The 22,406-nt window shown below is 34.6% G+C and carries 22 protein-coding genes and 2 pseudogenes; 15 read left to right on the top strand and 9 right to left on the bottom strand.

Translation table 11 applies throughout. The annotated features are described in order from the left end of the window. Positions 1 to 198 precede the first annotated feature (198 nt). The 3 genes from MHH71_RS05745 (at position 199) to MHH71_RS05735 (ending at position 5,604) form a co-directional block, all read left to right on the top strand. On the top strand, positions 199 to 2,079 hold the full coding sequence (locus MHH71_RS05745) for an FtsX-like permease family protein (RefSeq protein WP_006094588.1): 1,881 nt from the start codon (positions 199 to 201) through the stop codon (positions 2,077 to 2,079). 265 nt (positions 2,080 to 2,344) lie between these two features. Further along, positions 2,345 to 4,486 (top strand): MMPL family transporter, encoded by a 2,142-nt coding sequence (locus tag MHH71_RS05740; protein WP_006094587.1) that lies wholly within the window; start codon positions 2,345 to 2,347, stop codon positions 4,484 to 4,486. 167 nt (positions 4,487 to 4,653) lie between these two features. After that, positions 4,654 to 5,604 carry a S8 family peptidase gene (locus MHH71_RS05735; RefSeq protein WP_018765452.1) on the top strand — a complete coding sequence of 317 codons (951 nt, stop codon included), beginning with the start codon at positions 4,654 to 4,656 and terminating at the stop codon, positions 5,602 to 5,604. Between the two features lie 40 nt (positions 5,605 to 5,644). On the opposite strand, the gene MHH71_RS05730 is transcribed toward MHH71_RS05735, so the two are convergent. Next, complete coding sequence (locus MHH71_RS05730) at positions 5,645 to 5,953, bottom strand: ArsR/SmtB family transcription factor (RefSeq protein ID WP_018781338.1); 309 nt, start codon at positions 5,951 to 5,953, stop codon at positions 5,645 to 5,647. A 106-nt stretch (positions 5,954 to 6,059) separates the two neighbouring features. On the opposite strand from MHH71_RS05730, the gene MHH71_RS05725 reads away from it, so the two are divergent. Beyond that, positions 6,060 to 6,995 carry an aldo/keto reductase gene (locus MHH71_RS05725; protein WP_018781337.1) on the top strand — a complete coding sequence of 312 codons (936 nt, stop codon included), beginning with the start codon at positions 6,060 to 6,062 and terminating at the stop codon, positions 6,993 to 6,995. Between the two features lie 38 nt (positions 6,996 to 7,033). Beyond that, positions 7,034 to 7,638, top strand: a pseudogene (locus tag MHH71_RS05720) (MFS transporter); the annotation flags it as partial. A 58-nt stretch (positions 7,639 to 7,696) separates the two neighbouring features. Here MHH71_RS05720 and MHH71_RS05715 read toward each other — a convergent pair. After that, positions 7,697 to 7,921, bottom strand: coding sequence for a hypothetical protein (locus MHH71_RS05715; protein ID WP_006094581.1), 225 nt, complete (start codon positions 7,919 to 7,921; stop codon positions 7,697 to 7,699). Between the two features lie 85 nt (positions 7,922 to 8,006). Next, a complete protein-coding gene (locus tag MHH71_RS05710; RefSeq protein WP_018781335.1) occupies positions 8,007 to 8,354 on the bottom strand; it encodes a DUF4257 domain-containing protein in 348 nt (115 codons plus the stop codon). A 199-nt stretch (positions 8,355 to 8,553) separates the two neighbouring features. Here MHH71_RS05710 and MHH71_RS05705 point away from each other — a divergent pair. The 4 genes and pseudogenes from MHH71_RS05705 (at position 8,554) to MHH71_RS05690 (ending at position 11,465) form a co-directional block, all read left to right on the top strand. Further along, a pseudogene (locus MHH71_RS05705) lies at positions 8,554 to 9,071 on the top strand (DinB family protein). A gap of 179 nt (positions 9,072 to 9,250) precedes the next feature. Further along, positions 9,251 to 10,300, top strand: a complete 1,050-nt coding sequence (gene rsgA / locus MHH71_RS05700) for a ribosome small subunit-dependent GTPase A (RefSeq protein WP_003197062.1) — start codon at positions 9,251 to 9,253, stop codon at positions 10,298 to 10,300. Positions 10,301 to 10,449: 149 nt separating this feature from the next. Next, positions 10,450 to 10,764 (top strand): hypothetical protein, encoded by a 315-nt coding sequence (locus MHH71_RS05695; protein ID WP_006094578.1) that lies wholly within the window; start codon positions 10,450 to 10,452, stop codon positions 10,762 to 10,764. Positions 10,765 to 11,096: 332 nt separating this feature from the next. After that, positions 11,097 to 11,465 carry a DUF3979 family protein gene (locus MHH71_RS05690; RefSeq protein WP_018765458.1) on the top strand — a complete coding sequence of 123 codons (369 nt, stop codon included), beginning with the start codon at positions 11,097 to 11,099 and terminating at the stop codon, positions 11,463 to 11,465. Positions 11,466 to 11,497: 32 nt separating this feature from the next. Here MHH71_RS05690 and MHH71_RS05685 read toward each other — a convergent pair whose 3' ends face one another. Next, positions 11,498 to 12,538, bottom strand: a complete 1,041-nt coding sequence (locus tag MHH71_RS05685; RefSeq protein WP_006094577.1) for a YkvI family membrane protein — start codon at positions 12,536 to 12,538, stop codon at positions 11,498 to 11,500. Positions 12,539 to 12,778: 240 nt separating this feature from the next. On the opposite strand from MHH71_RS05685, the gene MHH71_RS05680 reads away from it, so the two are divergent. From MHH71_RS05680 to MHH71_RS05670, 3 genes are all read left to right on the top strand, one after another. Continuing rightward, positions 12,779 to 13,222: a Dps family protein gene (locus tag MHH71_RS05680; RefSeq protein ID WP_003197069.1), complete on the top strand. Its 444-nt coding sequence runs from the start codon at positions 12,779 to 12,781 to the stop codon at positions 13,220 to 13,222. A gap of 95 nt (positions 13,223 to 13,317) precedes the next feature. Further along, positions 13,318 to 13,773 (top strand): DUF3939 domain-containing protein, encoded by a 456-nt coding sequence (locus MHH71_RS05675; RefSeq protein WP_003197072.1) that lies wholly within the window; start codon positions 13,318 to 13,320, stop codon positions 13,771 to 13,773. Positions 13,774 to 14,077: 304 nt separating this feature from the next. Continuing rightward, entirely contained in the window at positions 14,078 to 15,028 is a 951-nt protein-coding gene (locus tag MHH71_RS05670; protein ID WP_018781332.1) for an alpha/beta hydrolase, read from the top strand. 56 nt (positions 15,029 to 15,084) lie between these two features. Here MHH71_RS05670 and MHH71_RS05665 read toward each other — a convergent pair whose 3' ends face one another. Together MHH71_RS05665 and MHH71_RS05660 are read right to left on the bottom strand one after the other, a co-directional pair. Further along, positions 15,085 to 16,086 (bottom strand): LLM class flavin-dependent oxidoreductase, encoded by a 1,002-nt coding sequence (locus tag MHH71_RS05665; RefSeq protein WP_003206914.1) that lies wholly within the window; start codon positions 16,084 to 16,086, stop codon positions 15,085 to 15,087. A 92-nt stretch (positions 16,087 to 16,178) separates the two neighbouring features. Then, positions 16,179 to 16,382: a DUF3896 family protein gene (locus MHH71_RS05660; protein ID WP_003197079.1), complete on the bottom strand. Its 204-nt coding sequence runs from the start codon at positions 16,380 to 16,382 to the stop codon at positions 16,179 to 16,181. A gap of 181 nt (positions 16,383 to 16,563) precedes the next feature. Here MHH71_RS05660 and MHH71_RS05655 point away from each other — a divergent pair, with 181 nt between their 5' ends. Together MHH71_RS05655 and MHH71_RS05650 are read left to right on the top strand one after the other, a co-directional pair. Then, the gene (locus tag MHH71_RS05655; RefSeq protein WP_018781331.1) at positions 16,564 to 18,036 is read left to right on the top strand and encodes a flavin monoamine oxidase family protein; all 1,473 of its coding nucleotides are present in this window, start codon (positions 16,564 to 16,566) and stop codon (positions 18,034 to 18,036) included. A 320-nt stretch (positions 18,037 to 18,356) separates the two neighbouring features. After that, a complete protein-coding gene (locus tag MHH71_RS05650; protein ID WP_006094597.1) occupies positions 18,357 to 18,941 on the top strand; it encodes a GNAT family N-acetyltransferase in 585 nt (194 codons plus the stop codon). A 48-nt stretch (positions 18,942 to 18,989) separates the two neighbouring features. Here MHH71_RS05650 and MHH71_RS05645 read toward each other — a convergent pair whose 3' ends face one another. Next, positions 18,990 to 19,136 carry a hypothetical protein gene (locus MHH71_RS05645; RefSeq protein WP_018765463.1) on the bottom strand — a complete coding sequence of 49 codons (147 nt, stop codon included), beginning with the start codon at positions 19,134 to 19,136 and terminating at the stop codon, positions 18,990 to 18,992. A 78-nt stretch (positions 19,137 to 19,214) separates the two neighbouring features. Next, complete coding sequence (locus MHH71_RS05640) at positions 19,215 to 20,117, bottom strand: aldo/keto reductase (protein WP_003197089.1); 903 nt, start codon at positions 20,115 to 20,117, stop codon at positions 19,215 to 19,217. A gap of 272 nt (positions 20,118 to 20,389) precedes the next feature. On the opposite strand from MHH71_RS05640, the gene MHH71_RS05635 reads away from it, so the two are divergent. Then, positions 20,390 to 21,340, top strand: a complete 951-nt coding sequence (locus MHH71_RS05635) for a CobW family GTP-binding protein (RefSeq protein WP_018765464.1) — start codon at positions 20,390 to 20,392, stop codon at positions 21,338 to 21,340. A gap of 31 nt (positions 21,341 to 21,371) precedes the next feature. Here MHH71_RS05635 and MHH71_RS05630 read toward each other — a convergent pair whose 3' ends face one another. Then, positions 21,372 to 22,226, bottom strand: coding sequence for an alpha/beta hydrolase (locus tag MHH71_RS05630; protein ID WP_018765465.1), 855 nt, complete (start codon positions 22,224 to 22,226; stop codon positions 21,372 to 21,374). Positions 22,227 to 22,406: the final 180 nt, after the last annotated feature.

Below are 22,406 nucleotides of genomic sequence, written 5' to 3'. Positions count from 1 at the left end.
TTATTTCGCAAAATTAGCGAATATACAATAGGTTGAACGTATGAATATGAATGTAGTCATTATAAAAAAACTACGTTGTTTAATCAATTTTTCTGTAACCTTTCAAAAATGTAAGGTTTTTGTCATTTGAATCGATGGAAGATATTTCTTCGCTTCATTATGATTGCAGTATAGTGATTGGAAGGGCGGAGAAACAATATGAATATTAGGGAATTAGCGTTTCGTAATGTAACGCGAAATAGACGAACATATTCAGCTTATTTTTTGAGTAGTGCATTTGCAATTATGGCCTTTTTTGTTTATTCATTTTTTGCATTTCATCCAGCATTAAGCGCAGGCCAATTAGGTCAATATGTATTTGTAAGTATGTCTGTTGCACAGGTCATTATTTATCTTTTTACGTTTTTCTTTATTTTGTATTCAATGGGAATGTTTTTAAAAACAAGAAAGCGTGAATTGGGAATTTTAATGATGCTAGGTATGACGAAATTTCAATTAAAGCGTCTTATCTTTTTTGAAAATGTTATGATCGGTATCGCTGCAATTATTACAGGTATCATTTGCGGCATGCTGTTTTCGGGTATATTGATTTTGGTAGCGCCATTATTACTAAAGTTAGATTTATCTTTATCATACTATGTACCAACAACAGCAATCGGTGTAACAAGCATTATGTTTTTCATATTATTTATTATCATTTCATTCTTTAGTGCAGGGCTGATTCGTAAAAATCAGATTATGAAACTACTTAGAGGTGCAGTAAAAGCAAAGCCTGAACCAAAAGCTTCAATTATTTCTTCGTTCTTAGCTATAGTATTGCTTGGAGCGGGATATATAGGTGCTTTAATTTCGCATGGTGCCATGGTATTTATTATGTTGATTCCTGTAACGACAGTTGTCATTATTGGCACATACTTATTTTATAAGCAGCTCAGCGTATTTATTATTCGAGCATGTAAAAAGAGTAAACGGTTGTATTGGACGAGAACGAATATTATTACTCTTTCAGATTTAGCGTACCGTATGAGAGATAACGCGCGGATGTTCTTTATTGTTACCATTATTTCAACTGTAGCATTTTCAGCTATTGGTACATTAGTCGGCTTTGCTTCCATGACAAAGGGAATCATGAATCAACCAATTGCATTCCATTATCACTCTAAACAAGGGGATGAAAATGAGCCACAGCACGTACGATTCATTGGACAAACATTGAAGAGATATCATATATCTGCTGAAAAAATAGATATTGTATCAAAGAAAACTGAAAATAAACCACTAAGAGATGCGACATTTGTAAGAGAATCTGATTATAAAAAGTATGCAAAGTTAACGGGGGAGCCAGTTGATTTATTAACTGAAAATGCAGTACTATTTCTATCGATAGAAATACCAGGTCCACCGAAAAAAGAAAGAACAACAATTGAATTACCGAATGATAACAAATCGTTGCAGGTAAAAAAAGTTAACACATCTTCTCTTGGTAAAGTACTTACTGGAAATATCTATGTAGTTTCAGAAGCTCAATATAATTTACTACAAGATGGATTCAAAGAAGTAAAAGATTACATGTATAAAACAAACGAAACAAAAAATGAAATTGAAGCTGGAAAAGAACTTACCCACCAGATAAAAGCTTATCAAGAATATTCAAGATTTAGTGCTGCAGAATATGATCAAAATCAGGCTTTACAATTTGCTGGACCTATCTTTTTTGTAGGATTCTTTATTGGTATTGTATTCTTTGTTTGTGCAGGTAGTTTTTTATACTTCCGCTTATTCTCTGACTTAGAAGAGGACTATCGTTTATTTGATTCCATTCGAAAAGTAGGTTTAACAAGTGGTGAGTTAGCAAAAGTAGTAACGATCCGATTAGGGCTATTATTCTTTGTTCCAATTGGTGTTGCGACATTACATGGTGCAGTTGCGTTAACAGCTTTAGGGCAAATGTTTGAGTATTCACTTGTAAAAGAAAATGCGATTGTATTAAGTATCTTTGTAGGGATTCAAATTGTGTACTTTATCCTGATACGATCACGTTATTTAAAGCAATTGAAAGAAAGATTACGAATGAGTTAACATATAGTAGTTCATAAAACTCCCCTAACACATGAGGTTAGGGGAGTTTTTATTATATAAATAAAAACTTGGATATTTTTAAGAGTTTACATGTAATGTTTTAATAATTGTATATACAAATAGTAATTTGTAGTTTTTGTGAACAGACTTGTTTTTCACATATATTTGTCCTACACTTTATTTGTTTGTAAGAAAGCAATATACATATAGTGTAAAGTTAATGATTAACTTTATTAAATGTTAATAATGTGTAAGGAGGGTTTGTATGTTGAAATGGTTACAGAGCACAACAGACTTTGCGAGTAGTAAAAAAGGTGCGAAAATCATTGTTGTATCTTGGATTATTATTATGCTTGTACTAACAGGAGTCTCCAAACCAGCAAAGAAATACGCAAATAATGTAAGTGGTGATGGCATTCCGAAAAGCGCAGCATCCTTGCAAGCTGAAAAACAAGTAGAAAAGTATTTTCCAAATGATGAAGGATTACCGGCTATTATTGTATTTGATCAAAAAGAGGAAATGAAGGAAGAAGAGTTACAACATATTCAAGAAATGACCAAGAGGCTAGAGGATAAGAAAATAAAGCATGTCGAGAAAATTGTACCAATTAGTGAAATGCCAGTTCAAATGTTAACAGGTTTTTTATCTAAAGATAAAACAAGTTTTATTTTACCTGTTACAATGACAAATAATCTAGAAGTAAAAGAGATTCACAATACTGTAAATCAAATAAAAAAAGAATTGAAACAGGAATTACCTTCTAGTATGGAGGCGAAGGTAACGGGTCCAGCGGGGATTGCTGCGGATACGTTAGAAATTTTTAAAAATGCTGATGTAGTACTTCTATTATCAACAATTGGGTTGATTTTTGTATTATTAATTATGATTTATCGTTCGCCACTATTAGCAGTTATTCCACTCATAGCGGCAATTATTGTGTACCAAGTAATCGACCGAACCCTTGGTTTATTTGGTAAATTTGGCCTCGAAATAAAATCACAATCCTTGTCGATTATGTCAATCTTATTATTCGCCGCGTTAACGGATTATGCTTTATTTATTTTTGCAAGGTACAAGGAAGAGTTGCAAAAGCGTGAAGATAAATATGAAAGTATGAAGCAAGCGATGAGAAGGGTAGGCGAACCGATTTTCTTTAGTGGGAGTACTGTGCTTGCTTCGATGTTAATGCTGTTTTTCGCAGTATATAATGGTTATCGAAACTTCGCCCCGCTATTTTCTATTGCGCTTGTTGTCATTATTCTAGGTGGAATTACATTACTACCTGCCCTCTTTACGCTGTTTGGTAGAAAAGCATTCTGGCCGTTTATTCCAAAAATTGGGCAGCAAAAAGAAAAACACGTGATATGGAAAAAGGTGAGTCATGTCGTAGTAAGTAGACCATATATTATTGGAGGAGCGGTTGCTGTATTTCTAATTGTATGCTCAATGAATATTTTTCAAATTAAGTATTCATTCAATCTATTAAAGTCTTTCCCGGACAATTTAGAATCCAGACAAGGATATGAATTAATTGAAAAGAAATACTCTCCTGGTCAATTGGCACCAATTACAGTTGTAGTAAATAAAGAGGGAAAATTATCAAATGAAGAAATCGTACAGTTTGTAGAAAAGCTAGACAAACAAAAAGGTGTAGAAGGGTTGAATCCTTCTATTGAAACGATTAAAAAGAACACAAGTCAATTATTGTCTGAGGATGGAAAAGCGGCAAAAGTACAATTAATTTTAAAAGATCAACCATACTCATTACAAGCAATGGACACGATTCAATCGCTTCAAAGTAAAGAAAGTGAATTTGTAAAGGATGGTCATGTTTATTTCGCAGGTGAAACAGCAAAGCAAGCGGATCTGTATGATATTAATAATCATGATACAACATTAATCGTTGTGTTAATCTCTAGCTTAATTTTTATTTTATTAGGTATTCAAACAAAATCACTCATTGCACCAATTTATATGATTGGAACGATATTGTTATCATATTGTGCGGCATTAGGGCTTAGTATGTTCTTATTCCAGCATTTGTTTGGATATACTGACATGAGTTATCGAATTCCATTATATACGTTTGTGTTCCTTGTTGCACTTGGTGTTGATTACAATATTATGCTCGTTTCACGCATTAAGGAAGAAGCAGCACAGCATTCGTTACAAGCAGCAATTGAAAATGGGTTAACAGCGACAGGAGGCGTCATTTCTTCTGCTGGTATCATATTAGCGGCTACATTTGCTGTATTAACTACTCAGCCCTTATTAGAGCTGTTTATGTTTGGATTTGTAGTTGCACTAGGGGTTATTATCGATACATTCCTTGTGCGGACATTGCTTGTTCCAGCAATTATGCTTTTATTAAAGAAATGGAGTTTGTGGCCGCAAAAAATGAAGTAATATAGGATTTCAAAAACGTCTTTTTCGTCAGAATATCTGGTGGAAAAGATGTTTTTTTTATATTGACAAAAATATTGAAGCAGGAAAATGGAAGTGAGAAAACGAATGTTATTTATAAATGTAAGCGCATTCAACGGGAGGGTAATATATTTTTAGGAGGGGTTATGGTGAACAGTAGTACAGCGAATAAACAAAAAGGTATTCAATTAATTCCGTTTACGGTCGATAAAGTAATAGAGCAAGTGAACGAAATTCCACCAGGTGTACAACTGATTCATGCTCCTGGTGCTTGGGAAAAGAGTGCAAAAGGAAAAGACATTGTCGTTGCTGTTTTAGATACAGGTTGTGATATAAATCATGTTGATTTAAAAGATCGAATTATTGGCGGGAGAAATTTTACTGAAGATTATGAAGGGGACCCGAAAGTCTATCTTGATAATAATGGTCACGGTACGCATGTTGCAGGAACAATTGCAGCAGCAGAAAATGGGGTAGGGGTACTGGGCGTTGCTCCACTTGCTAAGTTATTAGTGTTAAAAGTATTATCAGGAGATGGTTCAGGAAGCTATCAACAAATTATTGAGGCTATTGATTATGCAGTGCGCTGGAGAGGGCCTAATCAAGAACGGGTACGAATCATTTCTATGTCACTCGGCGGGCCACAAGATGTTCCAGAGTTACATGAAGTCATTCAACATGCGGTGAAACAGGACGTACTCGTTGTATGTGCAGCAGGAAATAATGGAGATTGCAGTGATGAAACAGAGGAATTAGACTTTCCAGGTGCTTATTCAGAAGTAATTGAAGTAGGTGCTGTTAATTTAGAAAGGAAACTTGCTTGTTTTAGTAATTCAAATCAGGAAATTGATTTAGTCGCTCCAGGAGAAGAAATACTTTCTACTTATCCTGAAGGAAAGTATGCGGTATTAAGTGGGACGTCAATGGCAACGCCGCATATTGCGGGAGCATTAGCCCTTCTGATTAAACAATGTGAAAGAGAATATGGAAGAAAGTTATCAGAACCAGAAATCTATGCACAACTCATTAAACGTACTGTACCATTAGGATATGAGCGAACATCTGAAGGGAATGGTTTAATAGATTTATTAAAAGAATAATTGCTATTAAAAAACATCTCATATTTATATGAGATGTTTTTTAATACGGTTCCGTTGCTTGCAAGACAGCATCTAATAGTCCAGGAAATCGAGCGTTTAAATCTTCCGTTCGAATCGAAATAAAACGCTGCGTTCCTTCTATACGTGTATACATTACACCTGATTCACGCAAAACTTTAAAATGATGGGATAAGGTTGATTTTGCCACAGGAATATTTAGTGCACCACATGATTGTTCATTTTGTTCCATTAGCATGTTTACAATTTGTAAACGAATTTGGTCGCTGAGGGCATATAAGACAGAAGAAAATTGAATTTCTTCTCGGTTTGGATGGTATAGTGTTCGCATATTGTCACCTACTTTTATAAGTTCTTTCAGTTGAAATATATCATATAGCATGATATATTTCTATTGTTCGAATATATTCGAACAATAGAAATATAGGGGGATGAAAATGAATTATACGACGTTGCAAAAGGGAGAATTACAGATTTCTCAAATTGGTTTAGGAACGAATGCAGTAGGGGGTCACAACTTATATTCGAATGTGAATGAACAAGAAGGTATGAAAATGATTGAGGAAGCTATAAGGCAAGGAATTACATTTATAGATACAGCGGACGCATATGGGGTTGGAAGGTCTGAAGAATTAATAGGGGAGACAATTAAAGGAAAACGACAAGATGTTGTGCTTGCTACAAAAGGAGGAATACAGCCTTTATTTAAGGGCTCTACTTGTATTAACAATGAACCAAATTATTTAAGAAGTGCAGTAGAAAATAGTTTGCGCAGACTTCAGACAGATTATATTGATTTATATTATTTACATTTTACCAATCCAGAAACTATGTACATAGATTCAATTGGGGAACTTGTTCGTTTAAAAGAAGAAGGAAAAATTCGTTCAATCGGAATATCAAATGTAAATCTAGCTCAGTTAAAAGAGGCAAATCAGTTTGGAGATATTGATGTACTGCAGGCTCCCTATAATATGTTAGATCGTACAGCAGAGAAGGAACTTTTACCATATTGCATAGAAGAAGGGATTTCATTTATTCCATATGGACCTCTTGCTTTTGGAATTTTAGGTGGTAAATATCCAGAAAATTTGAAATTAGATGAAAAAGATTGGCGCCATGATGTTTCATTATTTGAGGAACGTACATATAAGAAAAACTTTATGAAAGTTGAAAAATTAAAAGAGTTTGCTAGAGAAAAAGATACAACGTTATCTAATATAGCGTTAGCTTGGCTTCTAAATCAAAGGGGAATTGATACGGTGATTCCAGGTGGGAAACGTGCAGAGCAAGTAAGAGAAAATGTAAAGGTAGTAGATGTCTCGTTAAATGAGTGTGATTTGGAATATGTACAATCTATTCTAGAGGATTAACAAAGAGGGGGAAACGCTTCTTACCCCTTTCTTACCATTCTATTGTAAGTCGTTATAAACAACTATTAGGAGATTCTAAAACCTCACTTACTTACTTTGCATATTTTCTTTTTCAAACTGGTAACTTTGCAGCATTTTCATTTTTGGGAGTATGGTTAACAACTCAATTTAAGTTACAAGTAAATGAAGTAGGAACAGCAATGCTTATACTTGGACTAGGAAATCTAACAGGAAATATTGTAGGACCTAGACTTGTAAAAAGTATGCATTTTATGGTGGTATTTTTGTCGTAGCTGGCCTATATGTTATTTTACCGTATTTGAAACATATTCTATTGGTTGCGTTATTTTTCTTTATTGTATTTTTTATTACAGGAATTCTATTTGTACTCATGATGAGTCGTTTGCAAAAGATGTCTAGCACAGCCAGGGGAACAGGAGCGGCGTTAGCAAACTCTTCTATGTATATTGGACAAACAATTGGGGCGGCAATAGCGGGGGTGCTATTTGCAGCATTTGGTAATTTTATTTTCATTGGTTTATTTACGGCTATCTTATATGTGGTTTCACTTCTAGTGTTCCGAAAAAGCGATCGATACATGACGGGAGAAATAGGAGAAAAACAGAAGACCGCCTCTTTATAATCAATAATAATATTGTTATGTAAACAAAATGACAAAAAGCACTGTTTTAGTGATGCGTCTAAAACAGTGCTTTTCGTTTGGATTGAACAGTTGCAGCATTTTCATCTTCGATTCCTGCTTCTTCAATAATTCGTTTTTGGGCTTTATCCAATAGGTGATTGACTGCCTCACCAAAATAGTTAGCTTCGCGCTTTGTGCGGGCTGCTCGTAAACATTTATAGTTTTCTATCAGTTCCTCTTTTTCAGAGTCTGTTAAGAAATCTTCTATTGTCTTTTTTGGCATACGAAACACCCTTTCTTCTGACAGACGACGCAATTCAGAAATATTTATTCCCCATTATAACAGTAATTTTTAAATGAAGTATAGATTAACGCCGTAATAATTTGTCAATTTCTTGAATTTTTTCATCGGCTTTACTAATCTGTGTGTTTTTTGCCTGTTCACCGCCGAGGGCTTGATGAAGTAAGAATGTTTGCCCTGAAATGGCAGTGACAATGGACACTTTAATAATTTCTTTTATAGTAATCACATCAAATAAGACGAGTCCCAGAAGTGCAGCAAGACTACCAGTCAAAATATCAGTGAAAAACCCAAGATGAAAAAATGTTTTTAAACGGCGTGGAAGCAATAACTTGCCTTGGTTATTGATAAGATGGGAAACGAAACCAGTAATGCCACCAATGAGAACAGCAGTTAGCCATTGATACATCTCCATCAAATCCACTCCTTTTAGTGAATAAGATTCGTTTTTTACATCCGTATTCCTTTTTAAATTTTATATAAGTATATTGAGAAAATTTGGTTTGGCTACATGCTCGTTCACTTTTATTATAACAGAAAATTCTGGTATATTTCAGTCTATTATGTGACGTTCTTTTTCATTATCATAAAATCTAGAAAAGGAGGATGAAAAAATGAAAATAGATTACCGAATACGAAGTATAGAGAATTATACGCCAAATGTAGGACAACTTGTTAGCATGCAAGAGCGGTTACATTGTATGAAATAAAAGATTTAACAGTAGAAAATTTAGATTTTATCTTGGTCGATGGTGGGAATTCTATCGGCGCATTGCTAAAACATATTGCCGCAATAGAAAAAGTTCATCAGCTCATTTCTTTCCAGAACCGAGATTTTACAAAAGAGGAGTTGAAGGGATGGAATAACGCTCTTTTCTTAGGAGAAGCGGGAAGAAGAATTCGCGGGCATGAGGTGCAATACTACGTACAACTTTTTAATAAAGTTCGAGAAGAATCGCTGCGATATTTAAAAGAAAAAGATGATGCTTGGTTAATGTCAGAAGGTCGATGGGATAACGGGGGCATATATAATCAGTACTATTTGTGGTTCCATGTACTAGAAGATGAAATCAGCCATCGCGGACAAATAAGGACGATAAAAAAGTATATATCTGAAAATTTAGTTAAATAAAGTAGCTTTTCAAAATAATATTACATATAATGAGATTAACGAAACTAAGAACGGAGTGATGTATTATGGCGATGATTTATATGGATGTTAAAGTAAGTACAAAGGTGGATGGAAAGAGCGAGACTTTGTAAAGAATCGCGTCATCCTTCCACTGAGCTCAAAATAGGGAGGATATAGATTTGAATCAAAATTGTTTAGAAACATTCGGATGGGATTCTTTTTTTGAGGATCAATCTTTAGAAAAGTATGAAATAGGTCGAATTTTACTTGAACATAAGCACATGTACCGTATTATTTGTGATGATGGCGAATATATGGCAGAGTTATCTGGAAAGTTTCGTCATGAAGCATTAGATAAAGGTGATTATCCAGCAGTTGGTGATTGGGTGCATGTAAAGAAAATAAAAGAGGAAAGCAAGGCAATTATTCATAGTGTTTTTCAAAGAAAAAGTTCCTTTTCTAGGCAAGCAGCTGGCGAAAGAACGGTTGAGCAGATTGTGGCAGCAAATGTTGATTATCTATTTTTAGTAAATGCGCTTAATCATGATTTTAATGTAAGAAGAATTGAACGTTATTTATTATTAGCTTATGAAAGTGGATCAATGCCTGTTATTGTTTTGACGAAAAGTGACTTGTGTGAAGATGTGGAGCAAAAGATATTGGAAACAGAGGCAATAGCTATTGGTGTTCCAATCTTTGCAGTGGATAGTTTACAGCAAGCGGGAGTTGAGTCCTTGCAACAATTTGTCACTTCTGGAAAAACGATTGCTCTTGTTGGTTCTTCAGGCGCCGGGAAATCTACTTTGCTAAATGCATTAATGGGAAGTGAAGTTGCAAAAACAGGTGGTATTCGCGAAGAGGATAGTAAAGGACGGCATACTACGACACATCGTGAGTTGTTTCAATTACCAAGTGGTGGTTTAGTAATTGATACGCCAGGAATGCGAGAACTTCAACTGTGGGAGGGAAGCGAAGCGATTCATGCGACGTTTTCTGATATTGAAAAATTTGCAGAAGAGTGCCGTTTTCGTGATTGCCAGCATGAAAATGAGCCTGGGTGTGCAGTTCGCACCGCTATTGATGAGGGGATTTTAGAAGCAAACCGTTTGCAGAATTATAAAAAATTGCAAAAGGAAATTGCATACGCAATGAGAAAACAAGATCTAGCGCTTGCTCGTGCTGAGCGGGAGAAGTGGAAAAAAATAGCGAAGCAGAATCGGAGAAAGTAGAATAGAATGAGAAGCCAAAAGCTAATAGAATGCTTTTGGTTTTTTGTCATTTATTCTATAAAAATAGGCAATTATAGTCGAAAAATAAAGGAATTTGTTATAAGTATGTATAATTATTGAAAAGTAGACTATTTATAAAGGAGAAGAGTATGGGAGTGTATTGGGGAACGAAAAGATATTCTTGGCTTAGCTATGCCTCATTTTGGTTAAGTATTTCATTTTTTCTTATCTTTTTGATTGAGGTGTTTGTACTTAAAACACTTTTAAATAGTTCGAGTGGTGCAATGCAAATTATTAAATATTTTTATTTCATATTTGTACCATTAAATATCGTGATTAGTTTAAGACTATTGTTTAAAAAGAATGAAAAGAAAACATTACCAATTTTCAGCTTTATTGTATCGGTACTATTCGCCAGCTTGATAGTGGTATTAGCTTTAGTTGCTATAGGGAAAGTATTTTGATGAAAAACAGGAATGATAAATGTCATTCCTGTTTTTTCATGATTTATATACAGTGAAACTTTAATCGGTGAGGCTTTTCTTCTCCCCACTGATTATCAGCCTTCCCCAATCGGGCTTTTACTGGCAGTTCATCCTCAACCTAATTTCTTAGCTTTCGCTGAATTTTGAGGTGGGAGTGTTACTGCCAGCAAATAGCGGGATAAAAGTAGTGGAGTATAATAGGCAGAAGAATATAGCAAGTCAATTGATGTATGGTACAATAAGCTTGATAGTGATAGAGAAAAAGGGTATATAAAATACTCATCGTTTTTTAGTAAGAGAGGGGTTATCTTATGCTATACGAGGATTTAATGTCATTATTTCAAGCTGCTCCAATGGAAGATGGAAAAAATGGCTGGAAATATGTAATCCAAGAAGAAGATGGTAAGTACTCAATTGTTAATAGTGTATCAACAGAACATATGAGTGTAGAATTGTTTTTTAATGAATATGATGAGTTGCGAATTACTTTATATAAAGAGGGTCAGCCGATTACAACTATACAACGAATAGTAATCTTAAAAACCGAGTTAGAAGAGGATGAAGAAGGTATTCAGTTTGTTTTAGAGCGTATGCCAAGCCGAATGATTCGGTTACAATTAAAGCCATTCCTCGCAGTAGAAATGGGTTTGTATTGGGAAGTATGTGAAGATTGTGAGTAAAAAAGCATCCGTACATAACGGATGCTTTTTTACTATGTTTTTTCAAGCTGTTTATATGCGATAATTGGAAGAAGAACGATGCTAACCCATCCGATTATTGGATACAAGATGTGAAGAAGTTCACTGTAACCAATATAGCTAAAACAATAACTAATTAGTAAAATAAAATAAATAATATTGTTGTTCTTCCAACCAGTGATAGACTGCATTTGTTTTGTCATCCCAAATACATTTCCAACTAATGTTGTAAACACTTCCCCAAAAATAATCAGGACAAAGAAGAAATGGAAGGTAGCATTAAATCTTCTTACTACTTCAGCCATAGGAATATTATATTGATAAAATTGGTCAATAGATAAAATGGCTAAATGACTACATAATAGAATAAAGCATAGTCCAGCTCCTCCTAAAATTCCGCCCCATAGAATCGCTTTTCGATCTTTTACTTCACTTGCTAACGGTACTAAAACACTTTGGGCGAGAGAAAGATTTAAGGCGACATATGTAAGTGGACTTGTTATCCATTTCATGTTCCAACTTTCTGTAGGAACAGTGTTAAAGATAGGTGTTGTGCCATGAATAAAAGTTGTAATAGCAAGTCCGATAATGAAAATCATCATAATTGGTACTACAAGTGTATTCACCTCAAATACACCTTGTAATCCACGACTACCAATAATGATACATGCGATAACTGTAATGAAAATACCGAGCTGTCGTGGTAGCCGAAGTTGTTCTTCGAATACAGCACCAGCGCCTGATAGCATAACACTTGTCACACCAAAAAGTACGAGTAATAACAAAGTGTTTACCACATTTCCAAATACATCACCAAATAAATATCTGTTAAATTCCTGAGCGGAAAATGCACCGATTTGTGAAGAGAGCAACATCATTTTCGTTCCTAACCAAATGAAAAAAAATCCACTTACGCATATTCCAATTGTTCCGTATAATCCGTTAATCGTAAAAAACTCAACAATTTCTCGCCCAGTTGCAAATCCAGCTCCGACGACAGTCCCAATATAAGTAGCAGCAACTTTTTTAGCTACTTGCCATTGTTGATTATCCATGTAATCCCTCTTTCTACTATGATGAGCTTGACCTATTATTATGCATATGTGTGAGCTTGGGCAATTAGACATGTGAAGTGCAAGAAAGGGTACATGGATTTCTCAACATTTAGGAATGATTAAAGTTGTTAAAACTTTGTTACATATAAGCGGATGATTTGGACGAGTAGGGAATTTATGGTACAATAAGAATGTATTATTAAAAGAGAATAATTCTAAAAATAAAGAGGAGTGGATTGAATGAGTACGAAAACAAATGTTGTTGAAGTATTAAACAAGCAGGTAGCAAACTGGAATGTGTTATATGTAAAAATTCATAACTATCACTGGTATGTGACAGGCCCACACTTCTTTACATTACATGAAAAATTTGAAGAATTTTATAATGAAGCAGCAACATATATTGATGAATTAGCAGAACGTATTTTAGCGTTAGAAGGAAAACCACTAGCAACAATGAAAGAGTATTTAGAAACATCTACTGTACATGAAGGAACAAGTAAAGAATCAGCTGAAGAAATGGTGAAAACATTAGTAAATGATTTCTCAGCAATCATTCAAGAATTAAAAGAAGGTATGGAAGTAGCGGATGAGGCTAAAGATGAAACATCAGCAGATATGCTATTAGCTATTCATACAACATTAGAACAACATGTTTGGATGTTGAGTGCCTTCTTAAAATAAGACAAAAAAACCTATTGAAAATTCTTTCAATAGGTTTTTTTATGATTTTTCAGCTTTCTTTCTATGGTATAATATAGTAAAAAGGAGGCGATGCAATGTTTCGCTTTTTCAAAAGTGGAAAAGAGGAGAGGTCAATTACGAAAGACGAATTAGAGCAAGCAATGGCTAAATTTCTGGAAACAAATGCAAATATTGTTTATACAGTATTAGTCAATGAAGATTATACAGTGAATTATGACTTGTTAAAACCGTATTTACCAGCATTTCCTACAAATACGTTCATTATAACGAAGGAAACGCTCGAGGTATTTGAACATACAGAAGAAAATCTAAAACTCGTAAAAGAGATTGATCTTGTGCAAAAAGCAGTAGACCAATATGTTACAGAAAAAGAAATGTTTCCTATTGTAGAAGATGATGAGGATCGTCTTATATGTGGAATGAAACTAGCGCCGTATTTAGATCGTATATTAAAGCGAAAATTATATATTTCAGAGAAGCATTATTTAGTTTCAAGTCAGCCAGATAAAAGTAAAAAAAATATTGTTTAACATGAAAACAACAATTATATATTGTTGTTTTTTTGTTGAAAAGAAATGTGAAAGTATAGTATAGTTCGATTTATAGATTGACTTTTCTGTTAATTCTGTATTTAATTGTATGTAAGAGATAGAAAGGAGTGATGTATTATGAAAAATTGTAAGTCAGTTAGCAAACGTCATCCTAAGAGTAGGGGGAGTTACTGTTAATCTGATATTCAAAAATTGACAGTATGTATTTACCGGAACCTTAGGATGACTGAAACCGTGTTAGAGAAGTATATATTTCTAAAAAGGTTACGGGAGGTAAGTGTGGATGAGTAAGATTACTTATATTGGTTTGTTAAATGAGACATTAGAATGTTATGCAAAGGATGGTAGTTTAGAAGCATACCATTATATTACCAAAAATGCTGATAAGATAACTGGTAATAAAGCTCAAATATATAATTTTAAATATGCATTAGCAAGCGCATCTGGGCTTGAGAAAGAAGCCTTACATATAATGAAAGAAGCGATTGTAGAAAATGAGTTTTGGTATGGGTATGAGTATTTAATTACAGATGCCGATTTGAACCCCCTTCATAGATATGAAGAATTTCATCAGATGATTCAGTTATGTAAAGAAAGAGAAGAAGTAGCAAAGAAATCTGAACAATTTGATTTGAAAGTTATACAAGGAAATAGCGGTATTCATAACAATCTACTTATTGCATTGCATGGTGATCAAGAAAATATAAAGATAGCAGAACCATATTGGCAATCCGTTGTATCTCAAGGGTATTTATTAGCATTACCGCAGTCTTCTCAAATTCAATTTTCAGAAGGATACGTATGGGATGATATAGAAAAGGGCTCTCGTGAGTTAAAGGAACACTATGAAAGTATTGTAGCTAGTAATCATGGTGAGGTAGAGCATGTAATTATTGGAGGATTTTCCGCTGGAGCAAGAGTTGCGTTACATGCAATCTTAAACGAACATATTATTGTAAAAGGCTTTGTTTTTGTAGCGCCATGGATTCCTGAAATTGAAGAGTGGGAAGACTTGCTGGATAAATTGAAAGATAAAGGTATTAAGGGATATATTATTTGTGGAGATCAGGATGAAGATTGCTTTGAATGTACACAGAAGTTTGTGAAACGATTGGAAACGAAAAATATAAATCATGAGTATAAGGTTATTTCTAACTTAAATCACGATTACCCTGAGAATTTTGAAGAAATCTTACAAGAAGCAGTTAAATATATTGAGGGTACAGATTTATAAAAAACTTAGGCTGAAAAAAAGTGCATCACTTTATGTGACGCACTTTTTTTTGTATATTATAAATGAAAAGCTTCTGCTAATAAACGATACGATTTTAATTTGTCCTCAAATTGATGGGTGATGGTTACAATCATAAATTCCTCAGTATTGTAAGCTTTACTCAAGTTTAAGATTTGTTCTTTGACGTAACGTTGATCACCTACAATCATACGTTGCCGATTTTCTTTAATGCGGAACAAATCATAGGCACTATAAGGATAGTTTTGTGCTGTTTCAATGGAAGGGGTACCAGTTGTGCGTTTTCCTTGTTCTAATAATAGAATTGATAAATCTAGACTAGACGCAATTTTCTCAGCTTCTTCAGTCGTTTCTCCACAAACAACAAAAATAGAAACAATTGATTTTGGTTTGTCTCCTAAGAAAGATGGTTGGAATTGTTCTTGATAAGCTTTCATCACTTCAGGACCACCATAGCCGTTGATAAACTGAGCGAAGGCAAAAGAAGCCCCTTGTTTTGCTGCAACCATGGCACTTTCTCCACTGGATCCAAGCATCCATATTTCAGGTGCAGTAGGAATGACAGGCGAAGCTTTTAGGTTTGCATATTGATGATTTTCAGGTACGTTGTCATGTAAGTACATGGCTACATCCTGAATTTGTTCTGGATATTGGTCGAGTGAAATCATTTTTCCTTCTTGCAGCGCGCGAGTTGCGATGGGCATACCACCTGGTGCTCTACCAACTCCAAGATCGATTCGATTTGGATAAAGCGCTTCTAATACACGGAAATTTTCAGCGACTTTATATGAGCTATAGTGTGGAAGCATAACGCCACCGGACCCCACACGGATGCGATTTGTTTTCGCTGCAATATGAGATATGAGCACTTCAGGACTTGAACCAGCTAAACTGACAGAATTATGATGTTCAGACACCCAAAAGCGAGTAAATCCTAGTTTTTCCACTTCTTGAGCAAGTGTTACTGTATTGGAAAAAGCTTCAGTTGCTGTACTGCCATCGGAAATAGGGGATTGATCTAATACACTTAGTTTAATCATAGAAAATACCTCTCTATCTTAATGTACATTCTATTATATATTTACTTACGAAAAATGCGTAAAGAAATGCTCACATGAAAAAGCGAATGCTTTCACATCCGCTTGTTATGAGAAATTCCACGTTCATAATGATTCATTTCCACTAATGTTAAAATATATTCGTAGTTATCGATTTCCATCTTAATTTGATTACGATCATCTTCACTTAAATTTACATCCAATAATTTTTTGCATAGTAGTTGTTTTTTCAATTCCAAATGTTTTTTTGTTTCAGGATAGTCGTAAGTACGTTTCATATTTATCAATCCCTTCCTTACATTTCCTATCTATATCTTCATTATATGATAAGAAAGGGATGATGAGAGCAAATCTCTGTGAATTATTAGTGAATATTCAGAAAAATGTGTTGTTCTACTATACTCATGAATACAATTCAGAGAATCACTGTTTTGTATTTTCAAAGTAAGGGGTGGAATGATGCGAGTGCATACACAATCCCATGTCACAACTGATGAAATGGTGGGAATTATTGATAAGGGATTACCGAAAACAGTAGAGCCAAAACAAATCATTGTAATTGGTGCTGGAATGGCTGGTTTAGTATCAGCATCCTTACTTAAAAGCGCAGGACATCATGTAAAAATTTTAGAAGCGAATAACCGTATAGGAGGCCGAATTGAGACTATTAGAATGGAAGACACCGGATTATATTTAGATGTTGGAGCAATGCGCATTCCATATATACATACATTAACGATGGCTTATATAAGAAAGTTTGGGCTACAAGTGACCCCCTTTATTAATCGAAATGAGACGGATATTATTTATGTGAATGGTAGAAAAACGACATTACAACAATACGAGAAAAATCCAAGTATTTTAAGATATCCAGTAGTGATGAATGAAGAAGGAAAAACATCTGAAGAATTATTATTGTTAGCAGTGCAGCCAATTATTGATTTCATTAAAAGAAATCCAGATAAAAATTGGGAAATTGTTGAAAAAGACTTTGGGAAGTATTCAACAGCACAGTTTTTAAAATATCATCCTTATCAATATAATACGTATTTTTCACCAGTAGCAATTGAGATGATTGGTGTACTTTTAGATTTAGAAGGATTTTTAGAAAGATCATTTGTTGAAACGTTACGTTTTATATATATTTTGCAGCAAGAAAGTGGTTTTTGTGAAATTAGTGGGGGCAATGATAAATTGCCAAAATCTTTTTTGCCTCAGTTAAAGGGAGATATTATTTACAATCAAAAATTAATGAAGCTTCAACAACATGATAAAGGTGTGACAGCATATTGCAGACATGAAGAGACATTTGGATATAGCAGTATAACAGGTGATTTAGTTATTATTACAATTCCATTTTCCACAATGCGATTTGTTGAAATTGATCCATTTGATTCTGTATCACATGAAAAGTGGAGAGCAATTCGTGAACTACATTATATGGCGGCTACTAAAATAGGAATTCAATTTAAAAGTCGCTTTTGGGAAGAACAGGGTCAATTAGGGGGGAGGATTATTACAGATTTACCAATTCGCTATGCGTATTATCCAAGCCATGGTATTGGGACTAAGGGACCGGCTATGATGCTTGGGAGCTATACATGGTCGTACGATGCATTATTATGGGATGGATTGTCGAAAGGTGATCGTATTTATTATACATTACAAAACTTAGCGACTATATTAGGTGGGCAAGTATATGATGAATTTATGTCAGGAGTAGCAAAAAATTGGACACTGGACCCGTATGCATTAGGAGGGTTTGCGATTTTTCAAGCGGGTCAAGAAACAGAACTGCAGCCAGCTATTGTAAAACCCGAGGGGAAAATATATTTTGCAGGAGACCATACAACACTTTATCATGGGTGGATACAAGGCGCAATTGAGTCTGGAATACGTACAGCTGTAGAGGTGAATCAATTGATTGTATGAGTATTAATAGTAAGAGGAAGGAAAGTGTCGTGACGAATATAATTAGAGATAGGTATGTATGAATTTGGTTTGAAAATAAGTGAAGTTCAGAAAAGTTATTTATTATATAAGTCGCTGCTACGGAGAAAAAAGTGACTTGCACTTGTTTTCTCTCTTTGTTTTCACTGGGCATGGGGCAGGAAAAGGATTTGACCGCTTCTATGCATGGTCGGATGCTCTCTTCCATCTGAAAAAGAAAGACTTTATGCCGTTTTTTAATTTGTATTTATATATAGTGTTAAATGTTATTATATATAAAAGAACAATAGGGAGTGTTTGTAATGAATCCATTATTACTTGATTTTCCTTCTGAATTTTACACAGACAGGCTTCTCATTCGAATGCCAAAGCCAGGGGATGGAAAGGCAGTATATGAAGCTATCAATGCATCGTTAGAAGAATTAAAACCTTGGATGACTTTTGCTCAAAAAGAACAAACAGAAGAAGAAATCGAAGCGAGTATAAGAAGATCATATATTCAATTTTTACAACGTGAAGATTTGAGATTACTAGTATTTTTAAAAGACACAGGCGAATTTGTAGCTTCTGCTGGATTGCATCGTATTAATTGGGAGATACCAAGATTTGAAATTGGATACTGGATAGATTCGCGCTTTGGTGGAAAAGGTTATATGACAGAAGCTGCGCAAGGTATTATGGATTATGCTTTTTCTGAGTTAAAGGCAAACAGGATAGAGATTCGCTGTGATTTACGAAATGTAAAAAGTAGAGCGATACCTGAGAGGCTAGGTTTTAAATTAGAAGGGATTTTAGAAAGCAGCAGTGTAGCAGTAGATGGCAAGGGACTCAGGGATACATGTGTGTTTGCGATGACAAGAAACAGGTATGAAAAAGAAGAGCTATAATGTATTAGCTCTTCTTTTTGAATTGTATTATTAATTAAGTTTTAGTCATTATAAGAACTGTTTAATGATTTTTACCCATCCTAAATAGGAAGCTCCTAAAATAATAGCCCATAAGAATGCAAGTCGTGCACTTCTTGGAATAGATAACCAAATTTCGAATAATTTCCAAGAGTAATTTTTATTTGAGTTATTCATTAATGGATATCCTTTTTGTGGCAATTATAACATAAAAAGGAGTGGGGTATTCAATACCTACTATAATGTGCTAGCACATTAAGGTACGGGATGTCCATTCGAACTTTCAAAGATGGTAAACCATTGCTGACGATCTAATGTAAGTTTTGTTGCAGCGATAGCTGACTTCACGCGATCTAATTTACCAGAGCCAACGATTGGCATCATTTTTGCTGGATGAGCAAGTAGCCATGCATACATGACAATATCGATGCCATCAGCATTCAGTTCATTTGCGACTTTTTGTAAAGTTTTGCGTAAGCGTACAGCACGTTCATTTTGTCCTGTAAAGATTTCTCCACCAGCAAGAGGAGACCAAATCATAGGGCTAATTCTTTTTTCTTGGCATAAGTCGATTGTACCTTTTTCAAAATGTTCAAGCTGCATCGCAGATACTTCAATTTGGTTTGTGATGAGCGGGAAATCTAAGTATGAGCTAAGCATATTAAATTGAGACGGTAAAAAGTTAGATACACCGAAATGACGGACTTTTCCTTCTTGTTTTACACGTGTGAAAGCTTCTGCCACTTCACTTGGGTCCATAAATGGATCAGGTCGATGAATCAGTAACAAATCAATATAATCAGTATGTAAGTTTTGTAGTGACTGTTCCACGCTTTTTACAATATGTTTCGTACTTGTATTATAGTGAGCGACATATCGCTTTGGAAACTTCGGAGATAAGGGAGCGATTCCACATTTTGTGACAATTTGCATGTTATCACGTAAAGAAGGCTGTAATTGTAATGCTTCCCCGAATAATGATTCACACGTATATCCTCCATAAATATCGGCGTGGTCAAAAGTTGTAATCCCCATCTCCATACAATTTTTGATAAAAGAAAGTAATTCTTGTTTTGGCATATTCCATTCTGCTAAACGCCAAAATCCTTGAATGATACGAGAGAATTCAAGGTTATTAGCCATTTGAATTCGTTCCATTTTGAGTAGACCCCCTTGATGAATGATGATATTTTTGAAAAGGCTTTCTTGTTCGGTACTATTATATAGTTATTGGACTGTACTTACAATGAATATGTCTTTGTTGTAAAAAACGATTTTACCTCGCATTAACGGGCAGTAAGCCCCCACCTCAAGAGTAAGAGCGAAACGAGGAAGATAGGTGGGGGATGAAGAAAAACCCTACTGATGGAAGTTTCACTTTATCTGTATGGTATAATGTACGAAGATATAGCTATAAGGAGATGTACGAAATGATTCCAGTAACAATTTTAACTGGTTTTCTTGGATCGGGGAAAACAACATTATTAAATCGTATTTTATCGGAAGAACATGGAAAGAAATTAGCGGTTATCGTAAATGAAATAGGGCAAATTGGCATCGATAATCAATTAATTATGAATGTAGAAGAAGAAATTATGGAAATGACAAATGGCTGTTTATGCTGTACAGTGCGTGAAGATTTACTTGTTGCTTTAAAACAGTTATTGGATGTAAAAGCAGAAGGGAAAATGGATTTTGATGGTCTAGTGATTGAAACGACAGGTCTTGCAAACCCAGGGCCGATTATCCAAACGTTCTTTTTAGATCCAGTTATTCAGTCAGCATACAAAATTAATGGTGTTGTGACAGTGGTAGATAGTTATCATATACATAAACATTTTGAAAAAGGGCTAGAAGCGAAAGAACAAATTGCTTTTGCAGATATGGTTTTAGTAAATAAATTAGATTTAGTTGGAGAGGAAGAAGAGAAAGAACTCCTTACTGAATTACAAGGGATTAATCCAACAGCAAAATTAATCCCAACGACAAATTGTGAAGTAGATATACCGGTCTTGTTAGAAATCCAAACGTTTAAAACGCGTGATACATTAGAGATTTATCCACATAAAGAGCATCATCATTTAGAAGGTGTAAAATCATTTGTATTACGTGAAGAGCGGCCGTTAGATTTGCAAAAGTTAAACGAATGGATGTCAGCTGTAGTTCAAGAGTTAGGAGAGTATTTATATCGATATAAAGGAATTCTATCGATCGATGGAGTAGATTGCCGTATTGTTTTTCAAGGTGTTCATACACTATTTGCTGCTTCTTACGATAGAGAGTGGCAAGAGGGAGAAGAGCGCGTGAGTGAAGTGGTCTTTATCGGAAAAGATATTAATAAAGAATGGTTCCAAGAACATTTTAAAGAGTGCGTAAAATAAGCCTGCTAATTTAGCAGGCTTATTTTTGTTATTAATCTCTGCCGGCTTCAACTAATTTCTTCGCGACAATTGCTGGTTTAGCATGAAACATAGTCATGTGATCACCTTGTGTAGTTACTAAACGAAATAATCCAAGGCGATTTGACATGTGAGGGTGCCATCCTGAATCTTTACCTTGTGGAACTGCCATATCTTCAGTTAAATAGAAATAACTTTTTGGAATATTTAATTGATAAAATTTCGTAAGGTCCAGCTTTTCAAAAAGTGGTCCAGCTGGTTCTGGTGTAACAGTTTCGTAAATTTTTTTCGCTAAGTCGAGATTAGCATTATTCATAAAGGTTTCTCGCCAAATAGGAAAAGGCAATTGGATAGCATTATTTTTCGATTTTTTCGCAAGCTCGGTCCAAAGCGTTTTTCCTTCGGCTGGGATTTCATCAGCTGCACTTTCTCCATTTGCTAGAACAAATGCATTCATAAAGACAAGTCTGTGGATTCGATCTGGAATTTGTTCGGCAACTTTTGAAATAACAGTACCACCAAAACTATGACCAACAAGAACAAAATCCGTTATGTTTCTTTCCTTCACATAGTTGACTACTGATTTGACATAATCAGTGTGTTTTACAGCTTTATTCGTATCTTTTCCATGCCCAGGTAAGGTAGGAGTATATACTTTATGTCCCATTTGTTTCAACTCATTAGCTGTTTTATCCCAATAGCTAGAATCTCCCCAAGCGCCGTGAACGAGTACAAACGTAATTGGTTTTTGACGTATTACATCAATATCTGTCTCTATTTTAGCTTCTGCTGGGATATGGAAGCTATTACTGCTAAGCATGATTAAAATAGCAGAAAGGCTTACGAATAAGAACTTGAATATTTTCAAAACAAACCCTCCATTTACTACTGATTTTGCATATATGTACATATATTTTCGCTGAAAGATTGTTTTTATTCTTTTGGAGTATAGTTATTAAAAGTAGTAGTGTTTACTTTGTAGAAAAAAGGACATTATTGTACGGTAAATGTTTAGCATTACATCTTTAGTTAATGAAAAAAAGTGAAA

This window comes from Bacillus sp. FSL H8-0534 (assembly GCF_038005885.1).
Classification (GTDB): domain Bacteria; phylum Bacillota; class Bacilli; order Bacillales; family Bacillaceae_G; genus Bacillus_A; species Bacillus_A pseudomycoides.
This window is presented reverse-complemented; position numbering and strand designations above follow the sequence as displayed.

Coding starts and splice junctions, on each gene's coding strand:
- MHH71_RS05730 (WP_018781338.1), bottom strand. CDS start 5,953: ATGCGAACACTATACCATCCAAACCGAGAAGAAATTCAATTTTCTTCT.
- MHH71_RS05645 (WP_018765463.1), bottom strand. CDS start 19,136: ATGAATAACTCAAATAAAAATTACTCTTGGAAATTATTCGAAATTTGG.
- MHH71_RS05685 (WP_006094577.1), bottom strand. CDS start 12,538: ATGGATAATCAACAATGGCAAGTAGCTAAAAAAGTTGCTGCTACTTAT.
- MHH71_RS05695 (WP_006094578.1), top strand. CDS start 10,450: ATGGGAGTGTATTGGGGAACGAAAAGATATTCTTGGCTTAGCTATGCC.
- MHH71_RS05690 (WP_018765458.1), top strand. CDS start 11,097: ATGCTATACGAGGATTTAATGTCATTATTTCAAGCTGCTCCAATGGAA.
- MHH71_RS05725 (WP_018781337.1), top strand. CDS start 6,060: ATGAATTATACGACGTTGCAAAAGGGAGAATTACAGATTTCTCAAATT.
- MHH71_RS05710 (WP_018781335.1), bottom strand. CDS start 8,354: ATGGAGATGTATCAATGGCTAACTGCTGTTCTCATTGGTGGCATTACT.
- MHH71_RS05680 (WP_003197069.1), top strand. CDS start 12,779: ATGAGTACGAAAACAAATGTTGTTGAAGTATTAAACAAGCAGGTAGCA.
- MHH71_RS05675 (WP_003197072.1), top strand. CDS start 13,318: ATGTTTCGCTTTTTCAAAAGTGGAAAAGAGGAGAGGTCAATTACGAAA.
- MHH71_RS05650 (WP_006094597.1), top strand. CDS start 18,357: ATGAATCCATTATTACTTGATTTTCCTTCTGAATTTTACACAGACAGG.
- MHH71_RS05640 (WP_003197089.1), bottom strand. CDS start 20,117: ATGGAACGAATTCAAATGGCTAATAACCTTGAATTCTCTCGTATCATT.
- MHH71_RS05635 (WP_018765464.1), top strand. CDS start 20,390: ATGATTCCAGTAACAATTTTAACTGGTTTTCTTGGATCGGGGAAAACA.
- MHH71_RS05745 (WP_006094588.1), top strand. CDS start 199: ATGAATATTAGGGAATTAGCGTTTCGTAATGTAACGCGAAATAGACGA.
- MHH71_RS05665 (WP_003206914.1), bottom strand. CDS start 16,086: ATGATTAAACTAAGTGTATTAGATCAATCCCCTATTTCCGATGGCAGT.
- MHH71_RS05670 (WP_018781332.1), top strand. CDS start 14,078: ATGAGTAAGATTACTTATATTGGTTTGTTAAATGAGACATTAGAATGT.
- MHH71_RS05655 (WP_018781331.1), top strand. CDS start 16,564: ATGCGAGTGCATACACAATCCCATGTCACAACTGATGAAATGGTGGGA.
- MHH71_RS05740 (WP_006094587.1), top strand. CDS start 2,345: ATGTTGAAATGGTTACAGAGCACAACAGACTTTGCGAGTAGTAAAAAA.
- MHH71_RS05715 (WP_006094581.1), bottom strand. CDS start 7,921: ATGCCAAAAAAGACAATAGAAGATTTCTTAACAGACTCTGAAAAAGAG.
- MHH71_RS05660 (WP_003197079.1), bottom strand. CDS start 16,382: ATGAAACGTACTTACGACTATCCTGAAACAAAAAAACATTTGGAATTG.